The following is a 13,347-nucleotide window of genomic DNA, read 5'->3' on the forward strand; positions in this document are numbered from 1 at the left end:
CACGACGCGCTGCCCGGCGCGCTGGGGGGGGCCCCAATGGGGGGGCCCCCCGCGGCGGCCCCCCCGCCCCCCCCGGCGGGCCCCCCCCCCCCCGCGCCCGGCGGCGCCGCCGGCCGGCCGGGAACCCCGGTCCGACCGTCGGCGCTTGCCCGAATCAGTATTTCGCCCCTACAGTTCGTGGTTGTCATCCTCTCGTCGCTCGGAAGCCCCTATGTCCAATGCCTATAAACGCGTCCTCCTCAAACTCTCCGGCGAAGCGCTGATGGGCGACGATGCCTTCGGCATCAATCGCGCGACGATCGAACGGATGGTGGCGGACATTGCCGAAGTCGTGGGTCTCGGTACGCAGCTTGCGGTCGTGATCGGCGGCGGTAACATTTTCCGCGGTGTCGCGGGCGGTGCGGCCGGGATGGACCGCGCGACGGCCGACTACATGGGGATGCTGGCGACGATGATGAACGCGCTGGCGCTGCAGGACGCGATGCGCCACGCCGGCATCGTCGCGCGCGTACAGTCCGCGCTGCGCATGGATCAGGTCGTCGAGCCGTACATCCGGCCCCGCGCGATCCGCCAGCTCGAGGAAGGCAAGGTCGTGATCTTCGCGGCCGGCACGGGCAACCCGTTCTTCACGACGGACACGGCCGCCGCGCTGCGCGGTTCGGAAGTGGGCGCCGAGGTCGTGCTGAAGGCGACCAAGGTCGATGGCGTATATTCTGCCGATCCGAAGAAGGATCCGTCGGCCACGCGCTACGCGACGATCAGCTTCGACGAGGCGATCAGCCGGAATCTGCAGGTGATGGACGCGACGGCCTTCGCGCTGTGCCGCGACCAGAAGCTGCCGATTCGCGTGTTTTCGATCAACAAGCCGGGCGCGCTCAAGCGTATCGTGCTGGGCGAGGACGAAGGTACGCTCGTCCACGTGTAAACTCCCGCGGATGCGGGCAAGCGGCGTGGGTCGCCGGCCGTGGTGCGTCGCGCGCCGGGCGGGGCCCGCGTTCTTTGAAGGTTGAAGGTTTGGAGGTTGAAATGAGTGTCGCTGATGTCAAGAAGGGCGTAGAGCAGAAGATGCAGCGCTCGATCGAAGCGTTCAAGAACGATCTGGCGAAGATCCGCACGGGCCGTGCGCATACCGGTCTGCTCGATCACGTGCAGGTCGACTACTACGGTTCGATGGTGCCGATCTCGCAGGTCGCGAACCTGACGCTCGTCGACGCACGCACGATCGGCGTGCAGCCGTGGGAAAAGAACATGGTCGCGAAGGTCGAGAAGGCCATCCGCGAAGCCGATCTCGGCCTGAACCCGGCGACGGCCGGCGACCTGATCCGCGTGCCGATGCCGGCGCTGACGGAAGAGCGTCGCCGCGAGCTGACCAAGGTGGTCAAGAGCGAAGGCGAAACGGCGAAGGTCGCGATCCGCAACCTGCGCCGCGACGCGAACGAAGCGCTCAAGAAGCTCGTGAAGGACAAGGAAATCTCGGAAGACGACGAGCGCCGTGCGAGCGACGACGTGCAGAAGCTGACGGACAAGCACGTTGCCGAAGTCGACAAGCTCGTGCAGAGCAAGGAAGCCGAGATCATGACGGTCTGACGACCGTCCTCGCGCGCCGCCTTCTTTCCGCATTACTGTCTCAACGGCCATGACCTATACAAGCTCTACTGTTCGCGTGCCTGACGTCGGCGCCGTGCCGCGTCATATCGCGATCATCATGGACGGCAACGGCCGTTGGGCGACCGAACGCCGCCTGCCGCGCGTCGCGGGGCACACCCGCGGCGTGGATGCCGTGCGGGCGGTGGTCGAAGGCTGCGCGCGCGCCGGCGTCGAATACCTGACGCTGTTCGCGTTCAGTTCGGAAAACTGGCGCCGGCCGAACGACGAAGTGTCGTTCCTGATGCGGCTGTTCATCACCGCGCTCGAGCGCGAGATCGGCAAGCTGCATGCGAACGGGATCCGCCTGCGGGTGGTCGGCGATCTCGAGCGCTTCGAGCCGCGCATCCGCGAACTGATCCGCCGCGCTGAAACCAAGACGGCGCGCAACACCCGCCTGACCCTGACGATCGCCGCGAACTACGGCGGCCGCTGGGACATCCTGCAGGCGACGAAGAAGCTCGTCGAGCAGGCCGTGCGCGAGGGCCGCGAGGTCGACGTGACCGAAGACGCGTTCGCGCCGCACCTGGCAATGGCCTATGCGCCGGAGCCCGATCTCTTCATCCGCACCGGTGGCGAGCAGCGCGTCAGCAATTTCCTGCTGTGGCAGCTCGCATACGCGGAATTCTATTTCACCGACAAATACTGGCCGGACTTCGACGGCGCGGCGCTCGCCGATGCGATCGCGTCGTATACCGAGCGCGAGCGCCGTTTCGGGCGCACCAGCGCGCAGCTCGAACCGCAAACGCAGAACGCCGATTCCCTTTCATGCTGAAGACCCGTGTGATCACGGCGGTCGTGATGCTGGCAGTGTTGCTGCCGGTGACGCTGTTCGCGCCGCTCACCGCGTTCGGCGCGCTGATCGGCGTCGTGCTCGTGTTCGCCGCGTGGGAATGGGCGCGCCTGCTGAAGCTCGGCGCGACCGGCGCCATCGTCTATGCGATCGTCGCCGCGGCCGCGCTCGCGGCGACCGCGCCGCTCGGCGTCGGTGCGTCGTCGTCCCGTCCCCTTTTCATGGCAGCGGGCGTGTTCTGGCTGCTGGTCGGCCCGTTCTCGCTGCGGCGCAAGCCGGAACTCGCGGGCGGCGTGTGGCGGGCGTTCCTGCTCGCGGCCGGGCTCGTCGTGTTCGCGGCCTGCTGGCATGCGCTCGTCGCGGCGCGTGCCGAGGGCGTTCCGTTCGTGTTGTCGCTGCTTCTGGTCGTCTGGCTGGCCGATATCGGTGCATACTTCGCGGGCAAAGCCTTCGGAAAGCGTAAACTGGCCATTACGATCAGTCCCGGGAAGAGCTGGGAAGGTGCGATCGGCGGCTGGTTCGCCGTGATGGTCGTCGCGGGTGTCGCGATGGCGGCGCACTGGTTCGAGCCGACCCTGTTTTCCGCATTCGCCACTCGCTACGGGATGCCCGGCGCGTGGGCCGCGTTGACGCTGCTGGTCGCCTACAGCGTGATCGGCGATCTGTTCGAGTCGCTGCTCAAGCGTCAGGCGGGCGTGAAGGATTCCAGCGGCCTGCTGCCCGGGCACGGCGGCGTGCTCGACCGTGTCGACGCACTGCTGCCCGTGCTGCCGCTCGCAATGCTGCTGCTTGGTTAAATCACTATTTCTGTTATGCAAAAACGTCTGACACTGCTCGGTTCCACGGGCTCGATCGGAGACAGCGCGCTCGACGTGGTCGCCCGCCATCCCGAGCGTTTCTCGGTCTATGCGTTGACCGCGCACCGCAACGGCGACAAGCTCGTCGAGCAGTGCCTGCGCTTCGCACCCGAAGTCGCGGTGGTCGGCGATGCGAACACGGCGGCGCACGTCGAGGCAAAGCTGCGCGCGGCGGACAGCAAGACCATCGTGCTGTACGGGCCGCAGGCGCTCGTCGACGTGTCGAAGAGCGACGGCTGCGACACCGTCGTCGCGGCGATCGTCGGCGCGGCCGGCCTGGCGCCGAGCCTCGCGGCCGCGCGCGCCGGCAAGCGCATCCTGCTGGCGAACAAGGAATCGCTCGTGATGTCGGGCGCGATCTTCATGGACGCCGTGCGCGACCATGGCGCGATCCTGCTGCCGGTCGACAGCGAACACAACGCGATCTTCCAGTGCATGCCGCGCGACGAGAACGAGCACGGCGGGATCTCGAAGATCATCCTGACCGCATCGGGCGGTCCGTTCCGCACGCGCGAGCCGGCCACGCTCGCCGACGTGACGCCGGACGAAGCCTGCAAGCACCCGAACTGGGTGATGGGCCGCAAGATTTCGGTCGATTCCGCGACGATGATGAACAAGGGCCTCGAGGTGATCGAGGCGCACTGGATCTTCGGTTTGGCCGGTGACCGGATCGACGTGCTGATCCACCCGCAGAGCGTGATCCATTCGCTCGTGTCGTACCGCGACGGCTCGGTGCTCGCCCAGCTCGGCAACCCCGACATGCGCACGCCGATCGCGCACGCGCTGGCGTTTCCGGAGCGCGTCGACGCCGGTGTCGACCAGCTCGACCTCGCGCAGATCGCGCAGCTGTCGTTCGAAAAACCCGATTACACGCGCTTCCCGTGCCTCGCGCTCGCGCTGAAGGCGCTTGAAGAGGGCGGTATCGCGAGCGCCGCGTTGAACGCGGCGAACGAAATCGCGGTCGAAGCGTTTCTCGAGCGCCGGATCGGCTTCATGGCGATTGCGGCCACCGTCGACGCGGTGCTCAATGCGCTGCCGAACCGCAGCCCGAACGGGCTCGACGACGTCCTTGCGGCGGATGCCGAGGCACGCCGCCTCGCCGCCGAGATCATTGCGAAAGCGCCTGCGCCACGCGTGGAGCGTACTGTCTGAATGAGGTGCTCATGAACGTGCTGGTCGAACTGATCGCGTTTGCGGTGGCGATCGGGGTGCTGGTCGTCGTGCATGAGTACGGACATTATCGCGTCGCGCGCTGGTGCGGCGTGAAGGTGCTGCGTTTCTCGATCGGTTTCGGCCAGCCCGTCGCGCGCTGGGTCAGCCGCCGGACGGGCACCGAATGGACGCTCTCCGCACTGCCGCTCGGCGGTTACGTGAAGATGCTCGACGAGCGCGAGCCGGGGGCGGACATCAAGCCCGAGGAGCTCGCCCAGGCGTTCAACCGGCAATCGGTGTTCAAGCGCATCGCGATCGTCGCCGCCGGCCCGATCGCGAACTTCCTGTTGGCAATCGTCCTGTTTTCCGTCGTATTCGCCACCGGGGTGACCGAACCGGCCGCGGTGCTCGCGCCGCCGGCCGCCGGCACGGTGGCGGCGCGCGCGGGCTTCGACGGCAACGAGACGATCGTCTCGATCCGTGACGTGCACGCAGGCGACGCGCAGGGCAGCGAGGCCGTGCCGGTGCGTTCGTGGTCGGATCTGCGCTGGAAGCTGCTAGCCGCCGCGTTCGATCATCGCGAGATCGTGCTCGGCGCGCGCGACGGCGGCGCGTCGACGTTCGACTTCCGCGTCGACCTGCGCAACGTTCCCGAAAGCGCGCTCGACGACGATTTCATGACGCACCTGGGCTTCGAGACCGGCGGCGGCACGCTGTCGGTGGCGTCGGTGCAGCCCGGCAGCGCGGCCGAGCGCGCGGGCCTGAAGGCCGGCGACAAGCTGCTCGCGCTCGACGGCAAGCCCATCGGCGGCGCCTCGCGCTTCATCGACGCGGTGAAGCACCACGCGGGGCAGCCGGTCGACTTGCGCGTGGAGCGCGGCGGTGCCACGCAGACGGTGTCGATCGTGCCGCAGGCGCAGCGCGACGACGAGACGGGCCAGCAGGTCGGCCGCATCGGCGCGGCGCTGTCGATGCACACGCCGTCGGTCGACGTGCGCTACGGGCCGATCGAGAGCCTGCGGCTCGGCGCGCACCGCACGTGGGACATCGCCGTCTATTCGCTGAAGATGTTCGGGCGCATGATCACGGGCAACGCGTCGCTGAAGAACCTGTCCGGTCCGGTGACGATTGCGGACTACGCGGGCAAGAGCGCGCGGCTCGGTCCGTCGGCCTTCCTGTCGTTCCTCGCCCTTGTCAGCATTAGCCTCGGGGTGTTGAACTTGCTGCCGATTCCCGTTTTGGACGGGGGGCATCTGTTATATTATCTGGTTGAAGCCGCGACCGGGAAAGCCGTTTCGGAGCGCTGGCAGCTGATTCTGCAAAGAGCCGGGTTGATCTGCATCGTCGCATTGTCGGCGATCGCGCTGTTCAACGACCTGGCTCGGTTAATCCATTTCTGAAGCGTCAGGCGGCGGCCAGTCGGCCGCCGCCTGATTTGATGCAGCTAAATATTGGGGATGCACGTTGTTCAAACCTCATCGCTTTGTACCTAAGACAGTTGCAGCGGCCGCGCTCGCCGCGCACGGCCTCGCGGCGCATGCAGCGGCACCGTTCGTGGTGCAAGACATCAAGATCGAGGGGTTGCAGCGCGTCGAAGCGGGTTCGGTGTTTGCCTACCTGCCGATCAAGCAGGGCGATACCTTCACCGACGACAAGGCATCCGAAGCAATTCGCGCGCTGTACGCGACGGGCTTCTTCAACGACGTGCGCATCGCGACCCAGGGCAACGTCGTGATCGTGCAGGTGCAGGAGCGTCCGGCCATCGCGTCGATCGACTTCACCGGCACGAAGGAATTCGACAAGGACAACCTGACGAAGGCGCTGCGCGCGGTGGGTCTGGCCGACGGCCGCTACTACGACAAGGCGCTCGTCGACAAGGCGGAGCAGGAGCTCAAGCGTCAGTACCTGACGCGCGGCTTCTACGCGGCCGAGGTCAAGACGACGATCACGCCGGTCGACGCGAACCGCGTGTCGATCCTGTTCGCGGTCGCCGAAGGCCCGAGCGCGAAGATCCGCCAGATCAACTTCATCGGCAACAAGGCGTTCAGCACCAGCAAGCTGCGCGACGAGATGCAGCTGTCCACGCCGAACTGGTTCTCCTGGTACACGAAGAACGACCTGTACTCGAAGGAAAAGCTCACGGGCGACCTCGAGGCCGTGCGCTCGTACTACCTGAACCGCGGCTACCTCGAGTTCAACATCGAGTCGACCCAGGTGTCGATCTCGCCCGACAAGAAGGACATGTACCTGACGGTCACGCTGCACGAAGGCGAGCCGTACACGGTGTCGGGCATCAAGCTGTCGGGCAACCTGCTCGATCGCGAAGCCGAACTCACCAAGCTGATCAAGATCAAGCCGGGCGATCGCTTCTCGGCCGAAAAGCTGCAGCAAACGACGAAGTCGATCGTCGACAAACTGGGCGAATACGGCTACGCATTCGCGACCGTCAACGCGCAGCCGGACATCGACCAGGCGAACCACAAGGTGAACCTGAACCTCGTCGTCGATCCGAGCCGTCGCGTGTATGTGCGCCGCATCAACGTGGTCGGCAACACGCGTACGCGCGACGAAGTCGTGCGCCGCGAAATGCGCCAGCTCGAAAGCTCGTGGTTCGATTCGAACCGCCTCGCGCTGTCGAAGGATCGCGTGAACCGTCTCGGCTACTTCACCAACGTCGACGTGACGACGGTGCCGGTCGAAGGCACGAACGACCAGGTCGACGTGACCGTGAAGGTCGATGAAAAGCCGACCGGCGCGATCACGCTGGGCGCGGGCTTCTCGTCGACGGACAAGGTGGTGCTGTCGGCGGGCGTGTCGCAGGACAACGTGTTCGGCTCGGGCACGAGCCTGTCGGTGAACGTCAACACCGCGAAGAGCTACCGCACGCTGACCGTCACGCAGGTCGACCCGTACTTCACGGTCGACGGCATCAAGCGGATCACGGACGTCTACTACCGCACGTACCAGCCGCTCTACTATTCGACGAGCTCGAGCTTCCGGATCATCAGCGCGGGCGGCAACCTGAAGTTCGGCATTCCGTTCTCGGAAGTCGACACCGTCTACTTTGGCGCGGGCTTCGAGCAGAACCGTCTCGATGTCGACTCGAACACGCCGCAGAGCTACCAGGATTACGTGAACCAGTTCGGCCGCGTGTCGAACACGGTGCCGCTGACCGTCGCGTGGTCGCGCGACGCGCGTGACAGCGCGCTGATCCCGAGCCGCGGCTACTTCACGCAGGCGAACGTCGAGTACGGCGTGCCGGTCGGCAAGATCCAGTACTACAAGGCCGACCTGCAGGCGCAGTACTACTATTCGTTCTCGCGCGGCTTCATCCTGGGCATGAACCTGCAAGGCGGCTACGGTAACGGTATCGGCAACCCGTACCCGATCTTCAAGAACTACTACGCGGGCGGTATCGGCTCGGTGCGTGGCTACGAGCCGAGCTCGCTGGGCCCGCGCGACACGAAGACGAACGACCCGATCGGCGGTTCGAAGATGCTGGTCGGCAACATCGAGCTGACGTTCCCGCTGCCGGGCACCGGCTACGACCGCACGCTGCGCGTGTTCACGTTCCTCGACGGCGGTAACGTGTGGGGCAACGCGCCGGGCGGCACGAGTACCGGCGCGAACGGCCTGCGTTACGGCTACGGTGTGGGTCTCGCGTGGATCTCGCCGATCGGCCCGCTGAAGCTGAGCCTCGGTTTCCCGCTGCAGAAGCATGAAGGCGACCAGTACCAGAAATTCCAGTTCCAGATCGGGACGGCGTTCTGATCGAACGCATACAACAGCAACGAGAGGGTAATTTTGCTAACCGGTAAGTTTTCGAAACGAGTGATGTGTGCGCTGACCGTTGCGCTGGCCTTGGGCGCGGCGACGGCGCATGCTCAGGACGTCGCCCGCATCGCGGCGGTCAATTCGGATCGGATCCTGCGCGAGTCGGCGCCCGCCAAGGTGGCGCAGACGAAGCTCGAAGCCGAGTTCGCGAAGCGCGACAAGGAACTGCAGGACCTCGCGGCGCGCCTGAAGTCGATGTCCGACTCGCTGGACAAGAACGGTGCGTCGCTGTCGGCGGCCGATCGTGCGCAGAAGCAGCGCGATCTCGCGCAGCTCGACACCGATTTCCAGCGCAAGCAGCGCGAGTTTCGCGAGGACCTGAACCAGCGCCGCAATGAGGAACTCGCGGCGGTGCTGGAGCGTGCGAACAAGGTCATCAAGCAGATCGCCGAGCAGCAGAATTACGACCTGATCGTGCAGGAAGCCGTATACGTCAGTCCGCGCATCGACATCACCGACAAGGTGCTCAAGGCGCTCGCGTCCGGCTCGACGAACTGAACGGAGCAGACGACGAATGGCATTGACGCTCGAGGAACTCGTAAAGCGGTTCGGCGGCGAGATCGCCGGCGACGCCCAGTGCAAGGTGAGCGGCCTCGCGCCGCTCGACCAGGCAGGCCCTCAGCAACTCGCGTTTCTCGCGAATCCGAAGTACCTGTCGCAGGTCGAGACGACCCGCGCCGGCGCGGTGCTGATCGCGCCGAAGGATCTCGAAAAGCTGCGCGCGGCCACTGACGGCCAGCCGGCCGGCCCGCAGTCGGCCGTCCCCCGCAATTTCATCGTGACGCCGAATCCGTACGCGTATTTCGCGCGCGTCGCGCAGATGTTCATCGATCTCGCCACGCCGCCGCGCGCGCCGGGCGTGCATCCGAGCGCGACGATCGATCCGGCCGCACAGGTTGCCGCGAGCGCGGTGATCGGTCCGCACGTGACGGTCGAGGCCGGTGCGGTGATCGAGGACGGCGTGCAGCTCGACGCGAACGTGTTCATCGGCCGCGGCACGACGATCGGCGCGGGTTCGCACCTGTATCCGAACGCATCGGTGTACCACGGCTGCAAGATCGGCCCGCGCGCGATCATCCATGCGGGTGCCGTGATCGGTTCCGACGGGTTCGGCTTCGCGCCGGATTTCGTCGGCGACGGCGATGCGCGCACCGGCAGCTGGGTCAAGATCCCGCAGGTCGGCGGCGTGACGGTCGGCCCGGATGTCGAGATCGGCGCGAACACGACGATCGATCGCGGCGCGATGGCGGACACCGTCATCGACGAATGCGTGAAGATCGACAATCAGGTCCAGATCGGCCACAACTGCCGGATCGGCGCCTATACGGTGATCGCGGGCAGCGCCGGCATCGCCGGCAGCACGACGATCGGCCGCCACTGCATGATCGGCGGGGCGGCGGGCATCGCCGGCCACGTGACGCTCGGCGACTATGTCATCATCACCGCGAAGTCGGGCGTGTCGAAGTCGCTGCCGAAGGCCGGCATCTACACGAGCGCATTCCCGGCCGTCGACCACGGCGAATGGAACCGGAGCGCCGCGCTCGTGCGCAACCTCGACAAGCTGCGCGAGCGCATCAAGGCGCTCGAAACCGCACTGGCCGCCCACGGCGGCACGGACGCCTGACCGACGCCATGCGAGACCAGAAACCGGGCACGGCCAGCGCTACCGGCCCGGTTTGTCAGACTGGGCCGCGCGGCGGCCCGCTTCAGCCTTTGCATCACCACCGCGCAGCCTCTGCGTGAGACGAACCATCATGAGCACTGAAAAAATCAATCTCGACATCCACAAGATCCTCACGCTGCTGCCGCATCGCTACCCGATTCTGCTCGTCGACCGCGTGCTCGAACTCGAGCCGCACAAGGGAATCAAAGCGCTGAAGAACGTGTCGATCAACGAGCCGTTCTTCCAGGGACACTTCCCGAAGCGGCCGGTGATGCCGGGTGTGCTGATCCTCGAGGCGCTCGCTCAGGCGGCTGCGCTGCTGACGTTCGCGGAAGAGCAGCCGAAGGATCCGGAAAACACGCTGTACTACTTCGTCGGCATCGACGGCGCGCGCTTCAAGCGCGTGGTCGAACCGGGCGATCAGCTGATTCTGAACGTGACGTTCGTGCGTTACATCCGCGGCATCTGGAAGTTCAAGGCGGTGGCGGAAGTGGACGGCAAGGTGGCGGCGGAGGCCGAACTGATGTGCACGGTCAAGACGGCCGACGCGGCGCCCTGAGCGACGCGGCACGCATGGATATCGTAACGCGAGCAACGCGACACATCATATCGAGAGGCAACGGCGCATGACCAGGATTCATCCCACCGCGATTGTCGAACCGGGCGCGCAGATCGACGAGTCCGTCGAGATCGGGCCGTATGCGATTGTCGGGCCGCACGTCACGATCGGCGCGCGTACGACGATCGGCTCGCACAGCGTGATCGAAGGTCACACGACGCTCGGCGAGGACAACCGCATCGGCCATTACGCGTCGGTCGGCGGCCGTCCGCAGGACATGAAGTACAAGGACGAGCCGACGAAGCTCGTGATCGGCAACCGCAACACGATCCGCGAATTCACGACGATCCACACCGGCACCGTGCAGGATGTCGGCGTGACGACGCTCGGCGACGACAACTGGATCATGGCCTACGTGCACATCGGTCACGACTGCCGCGTCGGCAACAACGTGATCCTGTCGAGCAATGCGCAGATGGCCGGTCACGTCGAGATCGGCGATTACGCGATCATCGGCGGGATGTCGGGCGTGCACCAGTTCGTGCGCATCGGCGCGCATTCGATGCTGGGCGGCGCGTCGGCGCTCGTGCAGGACGTGCCGCCGTTCGTGATCGCGGCCGGCAACAAGGCCGAGCCGCACGGCATCAACGTCGAAGGGCTGCGCCGGCGCGGGTTCTCTCCCGACGCGATCTCGGCGCTGCGCAGCGCGTACCGCCTGCTGTACAAGAACGGCCTGTCGCTCGAGGAAGCGAAGGTGCAGTTGCGCGAGCTGGCGGTCGCGGGTGGCGAAGGCGATGCAGCGGTCACCGCGTTCGTCGAGTTCATCGACGCGTCCCAACGCGGCATCATCCGCTAAGCGATGTCGCTCCCGACCAATCAGCTCAGGCTCGCAATGGTGGCCGGCGAGCCGTCGGGCGATCTGCTCGCGGCGTCGCTGCTCGGCGGGCTTCAAGAGCGGCTGCCCGCGTCGACCCGCTACTACGGGATCGGCGGGCAGCGGATGCTCGCGCACGGCTTCGACTCGCACTGGCAGATGGACAAGCTCACGGTGCGCGGCTACGTCGAGGCGCTGGGCCAGATTCCGGAGATCCTGCGGATTCGCGGCGAGTTGAAGCGCCAACTGCTCGCGGAGCGGCCCGACGCGTTCATCGGCGTCGACGCGCCCGACTTCAACTTCAGCGTCGAGCAGGCCGCGCGCGATGCGGGCATCCCGTCGATCCACTTCGTGTGCCCGTCGATCTGGGCGTGGCGCGGCGGGCGGATCAAGAAGATCGCGAAGTCCGTCGACCACATGCTGTGCCTGTTCCCGTTCGAACCGGCGATCCTCGACAAGGCGGGCGTCGCATCGACGTACGTCGGTCATCCGCTCGCCGACGAGATTCCGCTCGAGCCCGACACGCACGGCGCGCGCATTGCGCTCGGCCTACCGGCAGACGGCCCGGTGATCGCGGTGCTGCCGGGCAGCCGGCGCTCGGAGATCGGACTGATCGGCCCGACGTTCTTCGCGGCGATGGCGCTGATGCAGCAGCGCGAGCCCGGCGTACGGTTCGTGATGCCGGCGGCGACGCCTGCGCTGCGCGAACTGCTGCAGCCGCTCGTCGACGCGCATCCGCAACTCGCGCTGACGATCACCGACGGCCGCTCGCAGGTCGCGATGACGGCCGCCGACGCGATCCTCGTGAAGAGCGGCACCGTCACGCTGGAAGCCGCGCTGCTGAAGAAGCCGATGGTGATCTCGTACAAGGTGCCCTGGCTGACCGGGCAGATCATGCGCCGGCAGGGTTATCTGCCGTACGTCGGCTTGCCGAACATCCTGGCGGGACGCTTCGTCGTGCCCGAGTTGCTGCAGCATTTCGCGACGCCCGAGGCGCTCGCCGATGCGACGCTTACGCAGCTGCGCGACGACGCGAACCGCCGCACGCTGACCGAAGTCTTTACCGAAATGCATCTGTCGCTGCGTCAGAACACGGCCGCGAAGGCCGCCGAAGCGGTCGTGCGCGTGCTCGAGCAACGCAGGGGGCGCGCATGACGGCCATCCGTGTGCCACGCCGCCGCGCGTCGGCCGATCTGCAAGGCGGTTTCGACTTCAGTCGGCCCGACGAGATCGTCTGCGGCGTCGACGAAGCGGGCCGCGGCCCGCTCGCGGGGCCGGTCGTGGCCGCCGCGGTGATCCTCGATCCCGCACGGCCGATCGATGGGCTCGACGATTCGAAGGCGCTGTCCGCGAAGAAGCGCGACGCGCTGTACGACCTGATCGTCGCGCGCGCGAGCGCGTATTGCGTCGCGTCGGCCAGCGTCGACGAAATCGACACGCTGAACATCCTGCACGCGACGATGCTGGCGATGAAGCGGGCCGTCGAGGGCCTGTCGGTGCTGCCGACGCTTGCCCAGATCGACGGCAACCGCTGTCCGACGCTGACGGTGCGTGCCGAGGCGATCGTCAGCGGCGACGCGCTCGTGCCGAGCATCTCGGCCGCGTCGATACTCGCGAAGGTCACGCGCGATCGCATGCTCGTCGATCTGCATGAACGCTTCCCGGTGTACGGCTTCAACGTGCACGTGGGTTACAGCACCCCGAAACACCTTGCCGCGCTGCGCGAGCACGGCCCGTGCGAAGTGCATCGGCGCTCGTTCGCGCCTGTGCGCGAGGCGCTCGACCTGATGACCGGTTCCCGCTGAGAACGGGCTTGCGCCGGCCGCCAGAAGGGTCGAGCGCGAGGGAAGGGGCACGGCGAATACCTCGCGTATTCGCCGCGAGCATGACGCCACGATCGGCCTTTCCGGCGGCCCCGCCGGAAAGGGATTTTTTAGTTTCGTGAACGTGCGTTGCCGGCCGCATGGCGAC

At 66.4% G+C, this 13,347-nt stretch carries 13 protein-coding genes; all 13 read left to right on the top strand.

The window, feature by feature from the left end; genetic code table 11:
• Nucleotides 1-211 precede the first annotated feature (211 nt).
• The 13 genes from pyrH (at nucleotide 212) to rnhB (ending at nucleotide 13,181) form a co-directional block, all read left to right on the top strand.
• Nucleotides 212-925 carry a UMP kinase gene (gene pyrH / locus ABIC50_RS22570; protein WP_006752151.1) on the top strand — a complete coding sequence of 238 codons (714 nt, stop codon included), beginning with the start codon at nucleotides 212-214 and terminating at the stop codon, nucleotides 923-925.
• A gap of 101 nt (nucleotides 926-1,026) precedes the next feature.
• Nucleotides 1,027-1,587, top strand: a complete 561-nt coding sequence (gene frr / locus ABIC50_RS22575; RefSeq protein ID WP_006752152.1) for a ribosome recycling factor — start codon at nucleotides 1,027-1,029, stop codon at nucleotides 1,585-1,587.
• Between the two features lie 49 nt (nucleotides 1,588-1,636).
• The gene (uppS, locus tag ABIC50_RS22580) at nucleotides 1,637-2,419 is read left to right on the top strand and encodes a polyprenyl diphosphate synthase (protein WP_354166895.1); all 783 of its coding nucleotides are present in this window, start codon (nucleotides 1,637-1,639) and stop codon (nucleotides 2,417-2,419) included.
• On the top strand, nucleotides 2,413-3,234 hold the full coding sequence (locus ABIC50_RS22585) for a phosphatidate cytidylyltransferase (protein WP_175675561.1): 822 nt from the start codon (nucleotides 2,413-2,415) through the stop codon (nucleotides 3,232-3,234). Before uppS ends, ABIC50_RS22585 begins: the two co-directional genes overlap by 7 nt.
• 15 nt (nucleotides 3,235-3,249) lie before the next feature.
• The gene (locus tag ABIC50_RS22590) at nucleotides 3,250-4,446 is read left to right on the top strand and encodes a 1-deoxy-D-xylulose-5-phosphate reductoisomerase (protein WP_354166897.1); all 1,197 of its coding nucleotides are present in this window, start codon (nucleotides 3,250-3,252) and stop codon (nucleotides 4,444-4,446) included.
• An 11-nt stretch (nucleotides 4,447-4,457) separates the two neighbouring features.
• Nucleotides 4,458-5,846: an RIP metalloprotease RseP gene (rseP, locus tag ABIC50_RS22595; RefSeq protein WP_175680251.1), complete on the top strand. Its 1,389-nt coding sequence runs from the start codon at nucleotides 4,458-4,460 to the stop codon at nucleotides 5,844-5,846.
• Between the two features lie 64 nt (nucleotides 5,847-5,910).
• Nucleotides 5,911-8,217 (top strand): outer membrane protein assembly factor BamA, encoded by a 2,307-nt coding sequence (gene bamA, locus ABIC50_RS22600; RefSeq protein ID WP_011657281.1) that lies wholly within the window; start codon nucleotides 5,911-5,913, stop codon nucleotides 8,215-8,217.
• A 63-nt stretch (nucleotides 8,218-8,280) separates the two neighbouring features.
• Nucleotides 8,281-8,778 (top strand): OmpH/Skp family outer membrane protein, encoded by a 498-nt coding sequence (locus ABIC50_RS22605; RefSeq protein ID WP_041489826.1) that lies wholly within the window; start codon nucleotides 8,281-8,283, stop codon nucleotides 8,776-8,778.
• A gap of 16 nt (nucleotides 8,779-8,794) precedes the next feature.
• Nucleotides 8,795-9,904 (top strand): UDP-3-O-(3-hydroxymyristoyl)glucosamine N-acyltransferase, encoded by a 1,110-nt coding sequence (gene lpxD / locus ABIC50_RS22610; RefSeq protein WP_354166900.1) that lies wholly within the window; start codon nucleotides 8,795-8,797, stop codon nucleotides 9,902-9,904.
• A 130-nt stretch (nucleotides 9,905-10,034) separates the two neighbouring features.
• A complete protein-coding gene (gene fabZ, locus ABIC50_RS22615; RefSeq protein ID WP_041491210.1) occupies nucleotides 10,035-10,502 on the top strand; it encodes a 3-hydroxyacyl-ACP dehydratase FabZ in 468 nt (155 codons plus the stop codon).
• Between the two features lie 67 nt (nucleotides 10,503-10,569).
• Nucleotides 10,570-11,358: an acyl-ACP--UDP-N-acetylglucosamine O-acyltransferase gene (gene lpxA / locus ABIC50_RS22620; protein ID WP_012364129.1), complete on the top strand. Its 789-nt coding sequence runs from the start codon at nucleotides 10,570-10,572 to the stop codon at nucleotides 11,356-11,358.
• Nucleotides 11,359-11,361: 3 nt separating this feature from the next.
• Nucleotides 11,362-12,531, top strand: coding sequence for a lipid-A-disaccharide synthase (gene lpxB, locus ABIC50_RS22625; RefSeq protein WP_011657277.1), 1,170 nt, complete (start codon nucleotides 11,362-11,364; stop codon nucleotides 12,529-12,531).
• Nucleotides 12,528-13,181, top strand: coding sequence for a ribonuclease HII (gene rnhB / locus ABIC50_RS22630; RefSeq protein ID WP_354166902.1), 654 nt, complete (start codon nucleotides 12,528-12,530; stop codon nucleotides 13,179-13,181). Before lpxB ends, rnhB begins: the two co-directional genes overlap by 4 nt.
• The last annotated feature ends 166 nt before the right edge of the window (nucleotides 13,182-13,347 follow it).

It is taken from the genome of Burkholderia sp. 567 (genome assembly GCF_040545115.1).
Taxonomy (GTDB): Bacteria; Pseudomonadota; Gammaproteobacteria; order Burkholderiales; family Burkholderiaceae; genus Burkholderia; species Burkholderia ambifaria.